At 69.9% G+C, this 13102-nt stretch carries 12 protein-coding genes; 10 read left to right on the forward strand and 2 right to left on the reverse strand.

Annotation, left to right across the window (positions count from 1 at the left end; genetic code table 11):
- The first annotated feature begins 72 nt into the window (after nt 1-72).
- Complete coding sequence (locus tag BM013_RS19690; protein ID WP_256221585.1) at nt 73-978, forward strand: LysR family transcriptional regulator; 906 nt, start codon at nt 73-75, stop codon at nt 976-978.
- 73 nt (nt 979-1051) lie between these two features.
- The gene (locus BM013_RS19695; protein WP_177225514.1) at nt 1052-2305 is read left to right on the forward strand and encodes an Nramp family divalent metal transporter; all 1254 of its coding nucleotides are present in this window, start codon (nt 1052-1054) and stop codon (nt 2303-2305) included.
- 31 nt (nt 2306-2336) lie between these two features.
- Here the strand turns inward: BM013_RS19695 and BM013_RS19700 are convergent, their stop codons facing one another.
- A complete protein-coding gene (locus BM013_RS19700) occupies nt 2337-3461 on the reverse strand; it encodes an ABC transporter ATP-binding protein (protein ID WP_093129333.1) in 1125 nt (374 codons plus the stop codon).
- A 58-nt stretch (nt 3462-3519) separates the two neighbouring features.
- Complete coding sequence (locus tag BM013_RS19705) at nt 3520-4272, reverse strand: FadR/GntR family transcriptional regulator (protein ID WP_093129334.1); 753 nt, start codon at nt 4270-4272, stop codon at nt 3520-3522.
- Between the two features lie 136 nt (nt 4273-4408).
- On the opposite strand from BM013_RS19705, the gene BM013_RS19710 reads away from it, so the two are divergent.
- The 8 genes from BM013_RS19710 to BM013_RS19745 all read left to right on the forward strand — a co-directional run bounded on the left by BM013_RS19710 (nt 4409) and on the right by BM013_RS19745 (nt 13100).
- Nucleotides 4409-5788, forward strand: a complete 1380-nt coding sequence (locus BM013_RS19710) for an ABC transporter substrate-binding protein (protein WP_093129335.1) — start codon at nt 4409-4411, stop codon at nt 5786-5788.
- A gap of 12 nt (nt 5789-5800) precedes the next feature.
- Nucleotides 5801-6697, forward strand: coding sequence for a carbohydrate ABC transporter permease (locus tag BM013_RS19715; RefSeq protein ID WP_093129336.1), 897 nt, complete (start codon nt 5801-5803; stop codon nt 6695-6697).
- The gene (locus BM013_RS19720) at nt 6694-7554 is read left to right on the forward strand and encodes a carbohydrate ABC transporter permease (protein WP_093129337.1); all 861 of its coding nucleotides are present in this window, start codon (nt 6694-6696) and stop codon (nt 7552-7554) included. Before BM013_RS19715 ends, BM013_RS19720 begins: the two co-directional genes overlap by 4 nt.
- Nucleotides 7555-7558: 4 nt before the next feature.
- Nucleotides 7559-8377: a shikimate dehydrogenase family protein gene (locus tag BM013_RS19725; RefSeq protein ID WP_093129338.1), complete on the forward strand. Its 819-nt coding sequence runs from the start codon at nt 7559-7561 to the stop codon at nt 8375-8377.
- A gap of 21 nt (nt 8378-8398) precedes the next feature.
- Nucleotides 8399-9391 carry a Bug family tripartite tricarboxylate transporter substrate binding protein gene (locus BM013_RS19730; protein ID WP_093129339.1) on the forward strand — a complete coding sequence of 331 codons (993 nt, stop codon included), beginning with the start codon at nt 8399-8401 and terminating at the stop codon, nt 9389-9391.
- Between the two features lie 31 nt (nt 9392-9422).
- Nucleotides 9423-10241 (forward strand): HpcH/HpaI aldolase family protein, encoded by an 819-nt coding sequence (locus BM013_RS19735; RefSeq protein ID WP_093129340.1) that lies wholly within the window; start codon nt 9423-9425, stop codon nt 10239-10241.
- Between the two features lie 40 nt (nt 10242-10281).
- Nucleotides 10282-12045, forward strand: coding sequence for an L-arabinonate dehydratase (gene araD, locus BM013_RS19740; RefSeq protein ID WP_093129341.1), 1764 nt, complete (start codon nt 10282-10284; stop codon nt 12043-12045).
- A gap of 275 nt (nt 12046-12320) precedes the next feature.
- Entirely contained in the window at nt 12321-13100 is a 780-nt protein-coding gene (locus tag BM013_RS19745) for a sulfite exporter TauE/SafE family protein (protein ID WP_093129342.1), read from the forward strand.
- The last annotated feature ends 2 nt before the right edge of the window (nt 13101-13102 follow it).

The following is a 13102-nucleotide window of genomic DNA, read 5'->3' on the forward strand; positions in this document are numbered from 1 at the left end:
CGAACGCCCGCCAGTGTGCGTGGCGCTGCCGCGGCGCTCAATAAAATAATCGAGCTAAGCAATATGAATGGCATGCATATGGAAACACTCGACCTCAACCTGCTGCGCCTGTTCGACGCCGTCTACCGCGAGCGCAACGTGAGCCGCGCCGCCGAATCGCTGGGCCTCACGCAGCCCGCGGCCAGCCACGGGCTGGGCCGCCTGCGGCTGCTGCTGGCGGACGCGCTCTTCACGCGCGCCCCCGGCGGCGTGGCCCCCACGCCGCGCGCCGACCGGCTGGCGGTGGCGGTGCAGGCGGCGCTGAGCACGCTGGAGGAGGCGCTGCACGAGTCCGACCGCTTCGAGCCGCTGGTGTCGCGCAAGACCTTTCGCATCCACATGAGCGACATCGGCGAGGGGCGTTTCCTGCCGGCGCTGATGGCGCGGCTGCGCGAGCTGGCGCCGGGCGTGCGGGTGGAGACCCGGCCGCTGGCGCCGGGCGACATCGCCACCGCGCTGGACAGCGGCAAGGTCGACTTCGCCTTCGGCTTCCTGCCCCGCGTGAAGGACACCCAGAGCGCCCAGCTGCTGAGGGACCGCTACATCGTGCTGCTGCGCCAGGACCATCCCTTCGTGAAACGCCGGCGCAGCGGGCAGGCCCTGCTGGAGGCGCTGCAGGAGCTCGACTACGTGGCCGTGCGCACCCATGCCGACACGTTGCGCATCCTGCAGCTGCTGAACCTGGAAGACCGGCTGCGCCTGACGACCGAGCACTTCATGGTGCTGCCGGCCATCGTGCGCGCCACCGACCTGGCGGTGGTGATGCCGCGCAACATCGCGCGCGGCTTCGCGGCGGAGGGCGGCTACGCCATCGTGGAGCCGCCGTTTCCGCTGCGCGACTTCACCGTGTCGCTGCACTGGAGCAAGCGTTTCGAGGCCGATCCGGGCAACCGGTGGCTGCGGCAGGTGATCGTGGCGCTGTTTTCCGAGCGGGCCTGAACAGGATGCCAAGATGCCCGATGCGCCCAGTTCATGTCCCGGTCAGGCTCGGCATGCGACCATGCGCGCGCACATGAAAAAACGAATCCCCTCCTTCCTGCGCCACGTGGGCCCCGGCGTCGTCACCGGCGCGGCCGACGACGACCCGTCGGGCATCGCGACCTACACCCAGGCCGGGGCGCAGTTCGGCACCGGGCTGCTGTGGACGGTGTTCCTGTCGCTGCCGTTCATGGTGGCCATCCAGCTGGTGTCGGCGCGCATCGGCCGGGTCACGGGCAAGGGCGTGGCGGCCAACCTGCGCGAGCACATGCCGCGCGGCCTGCTCATCGTGCTGGTGGCGCTGCTGGTGGTGGCCAACACCATCAACATCGCGGCCGACATCGCCGCCATGGGCGAGGCGCTGCAGCTGGTGGTGGGCGGCGGGGCGCACTTCCATGCGCTGGTGTTCGGCGTGGTCACGGTGCTGCTGCAGGTGTTCGTGCCCTACCGCAAGCTGGCCCACATCCTCAAGTGGCTGACGCTCACGCTCTTCGCCTACGTGGCGGCGGTGTTCGTGGTGCAGGTCGAATGGGGCCGCGTGCTGCACGACCTGGTGGTGCCCAGGCTGCAGTGGAAGGGCGACTACTGGATGATGATCGTCGCGCTGCTGGGCACCACCATCTCGCCCTACCTGTTCTTCTGGCAGGCCTCGCAGGAGGTGGAAGAGCTGCGCCTGAAGGGCGGGCGGCGCGGCACCGACGAGCAGGTGCGCCACGACCTGAAGCGCGTGCGGATCGACACCTGGGTGGGCATGACGTTTTCCAACCTCATCGCCTTCTTCGTGATGGTGGTGGGCGCGTCGGTGCTGTTCACGGCGGGCGTGCACGACGTGACCTCCGCCGCGCAGGCCGCCGAGGCGCTGCGCCCGCTGGCCGGCGACTTCGCCTTCTGGCTCTTTGCCGGCGGCATCGTCGCCACCGGCCTGCTGGCGGTGCCGGTGCTGGCCTCGTCGGCCGCCTATGCGGTGGCCGAGGCCTTCGGCTGGGAGGAGGGGCTGGAGCGGCACTGGCGCGAGGCCAAGGAGTTCTACGGGATCATCGCGGTGGCCACGCTGGTGGGCACCGCACTCGACTTCACTCCCATCGACCCGATGAAGGCGCTCTACTGGAGCGCCGTCATCAACGGCGTGGTGGCCGTGCCGATCATGGCCGCCATGATGGTGCTGGTGACCCGCGAGAAGGTGATGGGCGTGTTCACCTCCGGGCGGCGCACCCGCTGGCTCGGCTGGGGCGGCACCGCGCTGATGGGGTTCGCCGCGTTGATGATGGGCTGGGACCTGATGCGGTGATGCACTGGCGGGCCGATCGGTCTGGCGAGCTTCAGGCCGCGGCCGTTTGCATCTCGGCCGGTGCCATCTCGGCCGTTTCCTGGCGCAGCGCCAGCTCGTTCGCGTCGAAGAAGTGCAGCGCCTCGGGCGCCAGCGAGAGCTGCAGGGTGCGCGGCAATGCGGTGTCGCCGCCCGGCGTCAGCAGCACCAGTTCGCCCAGCGACGAGCGCAGGTAGCAGAACGCGCGGTCGCCCAGCTGCTCCACGGCCAGCGTCTCGCAGTCCTGCAGGTCGAGCACCACCTGGCCCGGCAGCGGCGCGCCGATGCGCACCTGCTCGGCGCGAAAGCCCAGTGTGCGCACGTCGCCGCGCAGCCGTTGCGGCACCTGCAGCGTGGTTGTGCCGATGCGCAAGCGCGTGCCGCCGGTGCCCTGCTCGGCGGCGTCGACCTGGAACAGGTTCATGCGCGGCGTGCCGATGAAGCCCGCCACGAACAGGTTGGCCGGCGAGCGGTACAGCGCCAGCGGCGAGCCGACCTGCTCGATGCGGCCCTTGCGCAGCACCACGATCTGGTCGGCCAGCGTCATGGCCTCGGTCTGGTCGTGCGTCACGTACACCGCGGTGGCCTTCAGCGTGCGCTGCATGCGCGCGATTTCGAGCCGCAGCTTCACGCGCAGCTCCAGGTCGAGGTTGGACAGCGGCTCGTCGTACAGGAACACCTCGGGCTGGCGGATCATGGCGCGGCCCATGGCCACGCGCTGGCGCTGGCCGCCCGAGAGCTGGCGCGGGTAGCGCTCCAGCAGCGGCGTGAGCTCCAGCGTGCGGGCGATCTCGTCCACGCTGCGCTGCTGCTGCGCGGCGTCGACCTTGGCCATGCGCAGGGGAAAGGCCAGGTTCTGGCGCACCGTCTTGTGCGGGTACAGCGCGTAGTTCTGGAACACCAGCGCGCAGCCGCGCTCGGCCGGCGGCACGTCGTTCACCACGCGCCCGCCCACGAGCACCTCGCCGCCGCTGGGCGTTTCCAGCCCCGCGATCATGCGCAGCAGCGTCGACTTGCCACAGCCCGAAGGGCCGAGCAGCACCGTCACCTGGCCGTCGGGCATCGTGAGGTCGAGGCCGGGGATCACCTCGACGTCGCCGAAGCGCTTGCTGATGGATTGAAGCCGGATCTCTGCCATGGCGTGGGGTTCCTGTGCCTTTGTAGGGAAGGCGGTTGCGGAGGTAATTTCGTAAGGGTCAGCTGGAGGCCGCGGCGGCCGACCTGGCCACGCCGCGCTGGATGTTCGACTCGGTCAGCCCGAGCAGTTCTTCCATCGCGCGGCGCGCCTCGGCGGGCTTTCGCGCCCAGATCTGGTCGAGCACGGCACGGTGCAGCGGCAGGCTCTTGCGCGGCGCGCCGGGCTGGCGCGTCGAGAGTTCGAACGAGGTGCGCAGCGCGGCCTCGATGGTGGCGCCGAAGGCCACCAGGAAAGGGTTGCCAGTGGCGGTGAGGATCGCGCGGTGAAACTCCAGGTCGGGCCCGGCGTAGGCCACGGCGTCCATGCCGGCCGCGTCCATCAGCCGGTAGGCGCGCTCGATGGTCGCAATGGCCGCGTCGGGCGCCGAGGCCGCCGCAATCTCGCAGGCCGCGGGCTCCACGATGCGCCGCAGCTGCATCAGGTGCTGCGCCATCTGCACGCGGTCGTTGCCCGACCAGGTCCAGCGCAGCACGTCCTCGTCGAGCATGTTCCATTGGGTGCGCGGCAGCACGCGCGTGCCGGCCTTCTGGCGCGAGGCGATCAGGCCCTTGGCCTTGAGCCGGGTCAGCGCCTCGCGCACCGAGGTGCGCGCCACGCCGAGCTGTTCGGCCAGTTCCACCTCCGTCGGCAACGCCGCGCCATCCCCCCATTCGCCGGCCACCACACGGTGGGCCAGCGCCTCGGTCACGGCCATCGGGCCACGCCGCGAGGCAGCCGGGCGGGCTTCGATGTGTTCTTTATGGTCGGACATATTATTTATGGAAATAAGGTTATCCCACGTGAATAGCCCTCAAGTTTCGGGTTTTCCATGAGAAATTGAAATCTATTTGTCTGTCATATTCAAGTCCAGACGCCATACGGATGATCCGGAAGAAAGAGACACGACCATGAGCCTGCCGCACTCTCCAGCCATCGACCCGCAGCGCCGCCGCCTCCTGAAGGCGGCCGCCGCAAGCGTAGCCGCCGGCGCCGGCGGCACGCTGGCCTTCCCGGCCATCGCGCAGGCCAAGCCCTTCGCCGGCGTGAAACTGCGCGGCGCGGCCTACCAGCACGGCTTCTTCAACATCCTGCGCAAGTACATCCCCGAGTTCGAGCAGCAGACCGGCATGACGGTCGACCTGCAGCTCTCGGCCTTCCCGGTCTACAACCAGCAGGCCGACCTGGAGCTGTCGTCCGGCGGCAGCGCCTGGGACTTCTGCAACGTCACCTTCATCCTGGCCGCGCGCTGGGTGGCGGCGGGCCTGCTGGCCAACCTCAGCGACTTCGCCGCCGACCGCAAGCTCACGCCCGCCAGCTGGAACCCCGACGACTTCGTGAAGGGCGCGCAGCTGCCCTACCTCGACAAGGCCGGCAAGGCCTACGGCTTCGCCTGGGAGGGCGGGGCGATGCTCATGGGCATCAGCCGCACCGACCTCATGAAGAAGCGCGGCGTGGAAGCGCCGCAGACCTTCGACGAACTCATGAAGGTCGCCGAGGCCATCCATGGCCAGGACGGCGGCAGCGGCCCGGTGACCGGGTTCGTCAGCTCCAACCTGCACCACTGGTTCCTGCCGCCGTACGTGCAGGGCTTCGGCGGCGACTTCTTCGTGAACCCGCCGGGCGACATCAAGCCCGCGCTCGACTCGGCCGCGGCGGTGCAGGGGACCGATTTCTACGCAAGGCTCCTGTCCAAGTACAGCCCGCAAGGCGTGCTGGGCTACACCGAAGACCAGGCGCGCGCGGCGCTCATCGGCGGGCGCTCGAACATCTTCATTCACTCCAGCTCGTGGGTCAGCGCCATGCTGACCTCGCCCGACAGCAAGGTGAAGGACACAGCGCGCGTCATGCGCATGCCGGCCGGCCCCAAGGGCGACTTTCCGGCGTCGAACAGCCAGGGCCTGGGCATTCCGAAGAACGCCAAGAACAAGGAGGCCGCCTGGGAGTTCATCAAGTGGACGCTGAGCCCCGAGCTCACCGCGCGCATCGTGAAGGACACCGGCCATCCGTCGATCTGCCGCCGCTCGGTCATCGAGAGCGCCGAGTACAAGCGCATCAACACCATCAACGGGCAGGACCTGGGCAAGCTCTACCTCGAGGTGCTCGAGCAGCCCGGCAAGACGCGCAACTACATGGCCTACCGCACGGTGAAAGAGTTTCCGCTGGTGGGCGACGTGGTCAACAAGGCGGTCGAGCGCGTGGTGTCGGGCCAGCAGCCCGCGGCCGAGTCGATGAAGGCCGCGCAGGACGCGGCGCTCAACGCGCTGCGCCGCGCCGGCGCCAAGGTCTGACGCCCGCTTCCCATGCCCGCTGCTTCCTATGAAGGCCAGCGCCGCCGCTTCGTGCGGATGGCGATCGCGCCCAGCCTGATCTTCCTGCTCGTGGTGGCGGGGCTGCCCACGCTGTTCCTGCTGGTCACCAGCCTCACGCCCGGTGCGCTGGTCAACCCCGGCTCGCTGGGCGATTTCTCGGACCCGCTGCGCAACTACAGGCTGCTGGGCGGCGACGAGCGCTTCGTCGGCTCGCTCGTGGTGCAGGCGCGGCTGTCGCTCTACACGGTGGTGCTGCAGGTGCTGCTGGGCACGGGGCTCGCGCTGCTGGTGCATTCGGGACAAGACCGCTGGAAGTCGCTGCGCCACCTGTTCGTGATTCCGATGGTGCTGCCGCCGATCGTGGTGGCGGTGATCTGGAAGCTGGTCTACACGCCCGACATCAGCCCCATCTACCAGGCCGCGCGCGTGCTTGGCGTGACGCTGCCCGCGCTCACCACGCACGTCGACTTCGCGCTGTGGGCCATCGTGATCGCCGACACCTGGGAGTGGGCGCCGTTCACCTTCCTGATGGTGCTGGCCGCGCTGCAGACGCTGCCGGCCGAGTACGTGGAGGCCGCGCGCATGGACGGCGCCGACGCCTGGCGCGTGTTCGGCCACATCGTGCTGCCCTACATCGCGCCGGTGCTGCTGGTGTGCACGCTGTTCCGGCTCATCGACAGCATCAAGGCCTTTCCGCTGATCTTCCTGCTGACCGGCGGCGGACCCGGTTCGGTGACCGAGGTGACCAACTACTACGCCTACCTGGTGGCCTTCAACTTCGGCGAGCTCGGCTACTCGAGCGCCATCACGGTGGTGCTGCTGGTGGCCACCGTGCTCGTCAGCTGGGGCGCGATGCGCCTGAGCCGCAACGCGGGAGCCGCGGAATGACGCCCACATCACCGGTCCGCAAGACACCGCCGCGCAAAGTGCCCTGGCGCAAGCGCTGGCCGCTCGCGCGCTGGGCCGTGCCGCTCATCCTGGTGCTCATGCTGCTGCCCTTCCTGTGGCTGCTGCAGATGTCGTTCAAGCCGACGCCGTTCATCCTGGAGTTTCCGCCGCGCGTGTTCTTCGTGCCCACGCTGGAGCACTACGTGGGGCTGTGGCAGGCGGGGTTTCCGGAGTCGTTCGTCAACAGCCTGATCACGAGCATCGTGTCGACGCTGCTGGCGCTGCTGTTCGGCATTCCGGCGGCCTATGCGCTGTCGCGCTGGACCGGGCGCGGGCGCTTCGGGCTGGGCCTGGGCATCCTGCTCACGCGCATGGCACCGCCCATCGCGTTCACCATTCCGTTCTTCCTGGCCTACCGCTGGCTCGGGCTGCTCGACACGCGCACCGGGCTCATCATGATCTACATGACCTTCAACCTGCCGCTGGTCATCTGGATGATGCAGCCCTTCTTCGACGCCGTGCCCGCGTCGCTCGAAGAAGCCGCGCTGATGGACGGCGCGGGCTTCGGCACCGTGTTCCTCGAGATCGTGATGCCGATGGCCACCGCAGGCATCGCGGCCACGGCCATCCTGTGCTTCCTCTACGCGTGGAACGACTTCTTCTTCGCGCTCATCCTCACGCGAACCGACGCGCGCACCGCGCCGGTGGCGGTGGTGAACTTCATGAACTACGAAGGCTGGGAGTGGGGCAAGATCGCCGCGGGCGGCTCGCTGGTGATGGCGCCGGTGCTCGTGTTCTCGATGCTGGTGCGCCGCTACCTCGTGAGCGGCCTGACAGCCGGCGCGGTGAAGGGCTGAGGCCATGGTGCCCGTCACGCTCAGCGGCGCCACGCGCCTCGTTCCCATCCTCGCGCACCCGGTCGACCACGTGCGCGCGCCGCGCATCTACAACCCGGCCTTTGCGGCCGCCGGCCTCGACTGGTGCCTGGTGCCGATGGGCGTGCACCCGGGCGACTTCGCGGCCACCGTGGCGCAGCTTGCGCGCGTGGGCAACCTGCAGGGCCTGAACCTCACGATTCCGCACAAGGCCGCGGCATATGCGCTGTGCGCGCGGCGCGGACCCGAGGCGCTGCGCACCGGCGTGGTCAATACCATGCGCATCGACGCCGACGGGCAGTGGTCGGGCGAGAGCTTCGACGGCGTGGGCTTCGTGGAAGCCGCGCGCGCGCACGGCGTGCTGTGGCCCGATCGCCCCGTGGTGCTGGTGGGCGCGGGCGGCGCGGGCACGGCCATCGCGTTCGCGCTGGCCGCGGCCGGTGTGCGCGAGCTGCACGTGATCAACCGCGAGCCCGAGCGCGCCGGGCACCTGGTGGCCGAACTGCGCAAGGCCTTCCCGGGCATCGGCGTGCGCATGCCGCCCGACAGTGACCACGCCAGCGCCCTGCGCCGTGCGGGCCTGGCGGTCAACGCCACCTCGCTGGGCCTGCACGAAGGCGAGCCGATGCCTTTCGATGCCGCGCTGCTGCCGGCCGATGCGGCGCTGTTCGACATCATTGCCGCGCGCGACACCGAGCTCATGGCCGCCTGCAGCGCGCGCGGGCTGCGGGTGGTGGGCGGCAAGCCCATGATCGACCACCAGGTTGCCGCGCAGATCGCGTTCTGGCGCGGCGGCGGCGCGTGAACGCCTGAACAAGGAGACCCGATGAAGAAGTTCGCAACGCTCGTGTTCGCCGTCTGCGGCAGCTGCATCGCCGCGCTGGGCACCGCGCCGGCGCTGGCACAGCCGAAGGCCGACTATCCGCACAAGCCCATCGTGCTGGTGGTGCCGCAGCCCGCGGGCGGCGCCGCCGACCAGTTCGCGCGGCCCTTCGGGCAGGCGCTCTCGCAGCGGCTCGGCCAGCCGGTGATCATCGACAACCGGCCCGGCGCCAACGGCAACATCGCGGCCGCGTACGTCGCGCGCAACCAGCCGGCCGACGGCTACACCGTGTTCTTCGGCTCGGTCAGCACGCTGGCCGTGAACCCGCACCTGTACAAGGCCACGGGCTTCGATGCGCTCAAAGACTTCCAGCCCATCACGCTGACCAACCAGACGCCCAACGTGCTGGTGGTCGGTGCCGGCACGCCCTACAAGACGGTGGCCGACGTGGTCGCCGCCGCGAAGAAGGCGCCCGGCACGCTGAGCTTCGGCTCGGCCGGCAACGGCAACACCATGCACCTCACGGGCCTGCAGTTCGAGGCCAGGACCGGCACGCAGCTGATCCACGTGCCCTACAAGGGCGGCCCGGCCGCGCTCAACGACGTGATGGGCGGGCAGATCCCGATGATGTTCCACAACCTCTCGGCCGTGCTCGGCCAGGAGAAGGGCGGCCGCGTGCGGGTGCTGGCCGTGGCCGACACGCAGCGCTCGAAGCTGCTGCCCAACGTGCCGACCATGGCCGAGGCCGGTGCGCCCGGCGTGGTGCAGCTCGCATGGAGCGGCATGCTCGTGCGCGCCGGCACGCCGGCGCCGGTGGTCGAGCGGCTGCACAAGGAGATGGCCGGGATCCTCGCCGACCCGGCGTTCCGCAAGCCGCTGGAGGAGCAGGGCTTCGATGTGCTTTCATCGACGCCGCAGGCCTTCACCGAGCGCCTGAAGGCCGACCACGCCACCATGGGCGAGGTCATCAAGGCCGGCAACGTGCAGATCGACTGAACACACCGCAAGACACAGACACAGGACAACCATGCCTTCACGCAACGCATTCAAGCACGCCCTCGCGGCCAAGGTGCCGCAGATCGGGATCTGGTCGACGCTGCCCGACCCCTACATTTCCGAGCTGCTCGCGGGCGCCGGCTTCGACTGGATCCTGCTCGACGCCGAGCACACCCCCGGCGACCCGACCACCATGCTGCGCCAGCTGCAGGCGGTGCAGGCCGAACGCGACCGGCCCACCAACGCCGTGGTGCGCCCGCCGTGGAACGACCCGGTGCTGATCAAGCAGTACCTGGACATCGGCGCGCAGACGCTGCTGCTGCCGTTCGTGCAGACGCGCGAGGAAGCCGAGGCCGCCGTGGCCGCCACGCGCTACCCGCCGCACGGCATCCGCGGCATGGGCGGCACGGTGCGCGCCTCGAAGTTCGGCCGCGACGCCCGCTACGTGGCCGAGGCCGCGAGCGAGATCTGCGTGCTGGTGCAGGTCGAGACCGCCGAGGCGCTCGAGCAGCTCGAGGACATCGCCAACGTCGACGGTGTCGACGGCGTGTTCATCGGCCCCGGCGACCTCTCCGCCAGCATGGGCGTGGCCGGGCAGGTCAACCACCCCACGGTGCGCGCCGCGGTCGACAAGGCCATTGCGCGCATCCTGGCCTGCGGCAAGGCGCCCGGCATCCTGATGAACGACGAGCCGCGCGCGCAGGAGCTGCTCGAGCTGGGCGCGCTGTTCGTGGCCGTGGCCAACGACCAGGTGCTGCTGCGCAAGAGCGCGGACGACGTGGCGGCGCGCTTCAAGGCGCGCGGCCTGCCGCCGGCACCGCGCCCGCCCGCCGCGCCCGCCACCTACTGACGCCCCGGCAACCCCCGAGATCCAGAGAAGAACACACCGCATGTCCACAGAAGGCGTCCGCCCCAAGACCGTCGAGCAACTGCGCAGCCAGCGCTGGTTCGCGAGCGACGACATCCGTGGCTTCGCCCACCGCCAGCGCATGCAGCAGCAGGGGCTGGCGCGCGAGGAGTTCATGGGCCGGCCCGTGATCGGCATCGTCAACACCTGGAGCGAGCTCTCGCCGTGCCACGCGCACCTGCGCGAGCGCGCCCAGGCCGTGAAGCGCGGCGTGCTGCAGGCCGGCGGCTACCCGCTGGAGCTGCCCGCGCTGAGCCTGGGCGAGGTGATGGTCAAGCCCACGACCATGATCTACCGCAACCTGCTGGCCATCGAATGCGAGGAGCTGCTGCGCAGCCTGCCGATCGACGGCGTGGTGCTCATGGGCGGCTGCGACAAGACCACGCCCGGCCTCATCATGGGGGCGCTGTCGATGGACGTGCCCGCCATCTTCCTGCCGGCCGGCCCGATGATGAACGACCGCTACAGGGGCCAGGCCGTGGGCGCGGGCACGCACACCAAGAAGTTCTGGGCCGAGCGCACCATCGGCAACATCGACCAGGCCGAGTGGATCCGCCTGGAGTCGCGCATGACGCGCACGCCCGGCACCTGCAACACCATGGGCACGGCCAGCACCATGACGGCCATTGCCGAGGCCATGGGCCTGTCGCTGCCCGGCGCCATGAGCATTCCCGCGGTCGACTCCGAGCACAGCCGCATGGCATGGCGCTGCGGCGAGCGCATCGTCTCCATGGTGTGGGAAGACCTGAAGCCCTCGCGCATCGTCACCAAGGCCTCGTTCGTCAACGCCGTCACCGCCTACATGGCGCTCGGCGGCTCCACCAACGCGGCGGTGCACCTGCCCGCCATGGCGGGGCGCGCGGGCATCGAGCTGAACATCGACGAGCTCGACGCCATCGCGCGGCGCGTGCCCGTCATCGCCAACCTCTATCCGTCGGGCGAGAAGCTGATGGAAGACTTCCACTACGCGGGCGGCCTGCCCGCGGTGCTGAACAGGATCGCCGCGCACCTGGACCTGTCGGCGCGCACCGTCACCGGCCGCACGCTGGGCGAAGACATCGCGAACTGGCCGGCGCAAGACGACGGCACCATCCTCGACCCGGCGGCGCCGCTCAAGCAAGGCACGCCCGAATGCCCCGAGGCCGGCATTGCGCTGGCCGTGCTGCGCGGCAACCTGTGCCCCGACGGCGCGGTCATCAAGCCTTCGGCCGCCACGCCGGGGCTGCTGCGCCACACCGGGCGCGCGCTGGTGTTCGACTCGAACGCCGAGATGCTCGCGGCCATGGCCGACGAAAATCTCGACTGCGACGCCTCGACCGTGCTGGTGCTGCGCAACGGCGGCCCGGTGGGCGGCCCCGGCATGCCCGAATGGGGCAACCTGCCGATTCCGAAGAAGCTGCTGCGCGAAGGCGTGCGCGACATGCTGCGCATTTCCGATTCGCGCATGAGCGGCACGCACTACGGCACCTGCGTGCTGCACGTGTCGCCCGAGTCGGCCATCGGCGGGCCGCTGGCGCTGCTGAAGACCGGCGACACGGTGTGCCTGGACATCGGCGCGCGCAGCCTGAACATGCTGGTGTCCGACGAGGAACTGGCCGCGCGCCGCGCGCATTGGAAGCCGCCCGTGCAGGCCTACACGCGTGGCTACACGAAGATCTTCCAGCACGAGGTGACGCAGGCGCACCTGGGGTGCGATTTCGCGAGCCTGGCCGGCAACGCGCCGACGCCCGAGCCGCCGATCTACTGAGGGCGCACGGCGCACGGCGCACGGCGCGCGGCATCGCGCGCACCGAATCGGGTCGCCCCGCGCCGAATGTCCCACTGCCGGGGCCGGAGTTAGCGCGCCCCGGCAGCGCCGCACCCGCCGTTCGAGGGACAATGCGGGCCGTGACATCCGGGCCCGTTGCGGCCTCGTGGGTCACGCTCCTCCCTTTTCCCTTGCGGCAGGCCACGGCGTCCACCCTGGCCACCACGCCGCGCATGGCGCAGCTCCCGCAGCGGCCAACTGACGATTCATATCCGGTGCAAGCGATTCTTTCCGAAGCCGGCCCCGTGCTGGTCTTCATGGCCTGCGTGGCGCTGGCCACCTACGCGCAGAACCTCACGGGGTTCGCATTCAGCCTGATCCTGCTGGGCCTGGTGTCGGTGTTCCACATCGCCAGCGTGAGCGACACGGCCAACGCCGCGACGGTGCTGAGCCTGATCAATGCCTGGACCTACTTCCGCGCCCGCCCCGGCGTGGTGCCATGGCAGCTGATGAAGCCGGCGCTCAACGGCAGCACGCTGGGCGTGATCGTCGGGCTGGTGCTGCTCACGTGGCTCAGCGGCGGGGCGGTCAACTGGCTGCGCGGGCTGCTGGGCGTGTCGATCCTGGGTTGCGCGGTGCTGCTGGTGACGCAGGGCCGGCCGCTGCCCGTGGTGTCGGGTCGCACCAGCTTCGCCGTGATCGGTGGGCTGTCGGGCGTGCTGGGCGGGTTGTTCTCCAGCTCGGGCCCGCCCATCGTGTTCCACATGTACCGCCAGCCGCTGGACCGCGAACTGGTGCGCCGCGCGCTGCTGCTGATGTTCGCCTTCAACTCGCTGGTGCGGCTGGTGATCGTGCTGCCGACGGGCAACTTCTCGTGGTACTCGGCGCTGCTGGCCGGCTGCGCGATGCCGGTCGTCTACGTCGCGACGCGGCTGCACCACCGGCTGCCGAACAAGCTGCAGCCGCGCACGCTCAAGTGGCTGGTGGGCGGCCTGCTGGCGGCCGCGGGGTCGACACTGCTGGCCAGCGCGTGGACGGCAATCGCGCAGGGCTGATG

Origin of the sequence: Variovorax sp. OK605 (assembly GCF_900115445.1) — a bacterium.
Classification (GTDB): Bacteria; Pseudomonadota; Gammaproteobacteria; order Burkholderiales; family Burkholderiaceae_C; genus Variovorax.

Coding starts and splice junctions, on each gene's coding strand:
- BM013_RS19705 (WP_093129334.1), bottom strand. CDS start 4,272: ATGTCCGACCATAAAGAACACATCGAAGCCCGCCCGGCTGCCTCGCGG.
- BM013_RS19720 (WP_093129337.1), top strand. CDS start 6,694: ATGACGCCCACATCACCGGTCCGCAAGACACCGCCGCGCAAAGTGCCC.
- BM013_RS19690 (WP_256221585.1), top strand. CDS start 73: ATGCATATGGAAACACTCGACCTCAACCTGCTGCGCCTGTTCGACGCC.
- BM013_RS19715 (WP_093129336.1), top strand. CDS start 5,801: ATGCCCGCTGCTTCCTATGAAGGCCAGCGCCGCCGCTTCGTGCGGATG.
- BM013_RS19725 (WP_093129338.1), top strand. CDS start 7,559: ATGGTGCCCGTCACGCTCAGCGGCGCCACGCGCCTCGTTCCCATCCTC.
- BM013_RS19730 (WP_093129339.1), top strand. CDS start 8,399: ATGAAGAAGTTCGCAACGCTCGTGTTCGCCGTCTGCGGCAGCTGCATC.
- BM013_RS19700 (WP_093129333.1), bottom strand. CDS start 3,461: ATGGCAGAGATCCGGCTTCAATCCATCAGCAAGCGCTTCGGCGACGTC.
- araD (WP_093129341.1), top strand. CDS start 10,282: ATGTCCACAGAAGGCGTCCGCCCCAAGACCGTCGAGCAACTGCGCAGC.
- BM013_RS19710 (WP_093129335.1), top strand. CDS start 4,409: ATGAGCCTGCCGCACTCTCCAGCCATCGACCCGCAGCGCCGCCGCCTC.
- BM013_RS19695 (WP_177225514.1), top strand. CDS start 1,052: ATGAAAAAACGAATCCCCTCCTTCCTGCGCCACGTGGGCCCCGGCGTC.
- BM013_RS19735 (WP_093129340.1), top strand. CDS start 9,423: ATGCCTTCACGCAACGCATTCAAGCACGCCCTCGCGGCCAAGGTGCCG.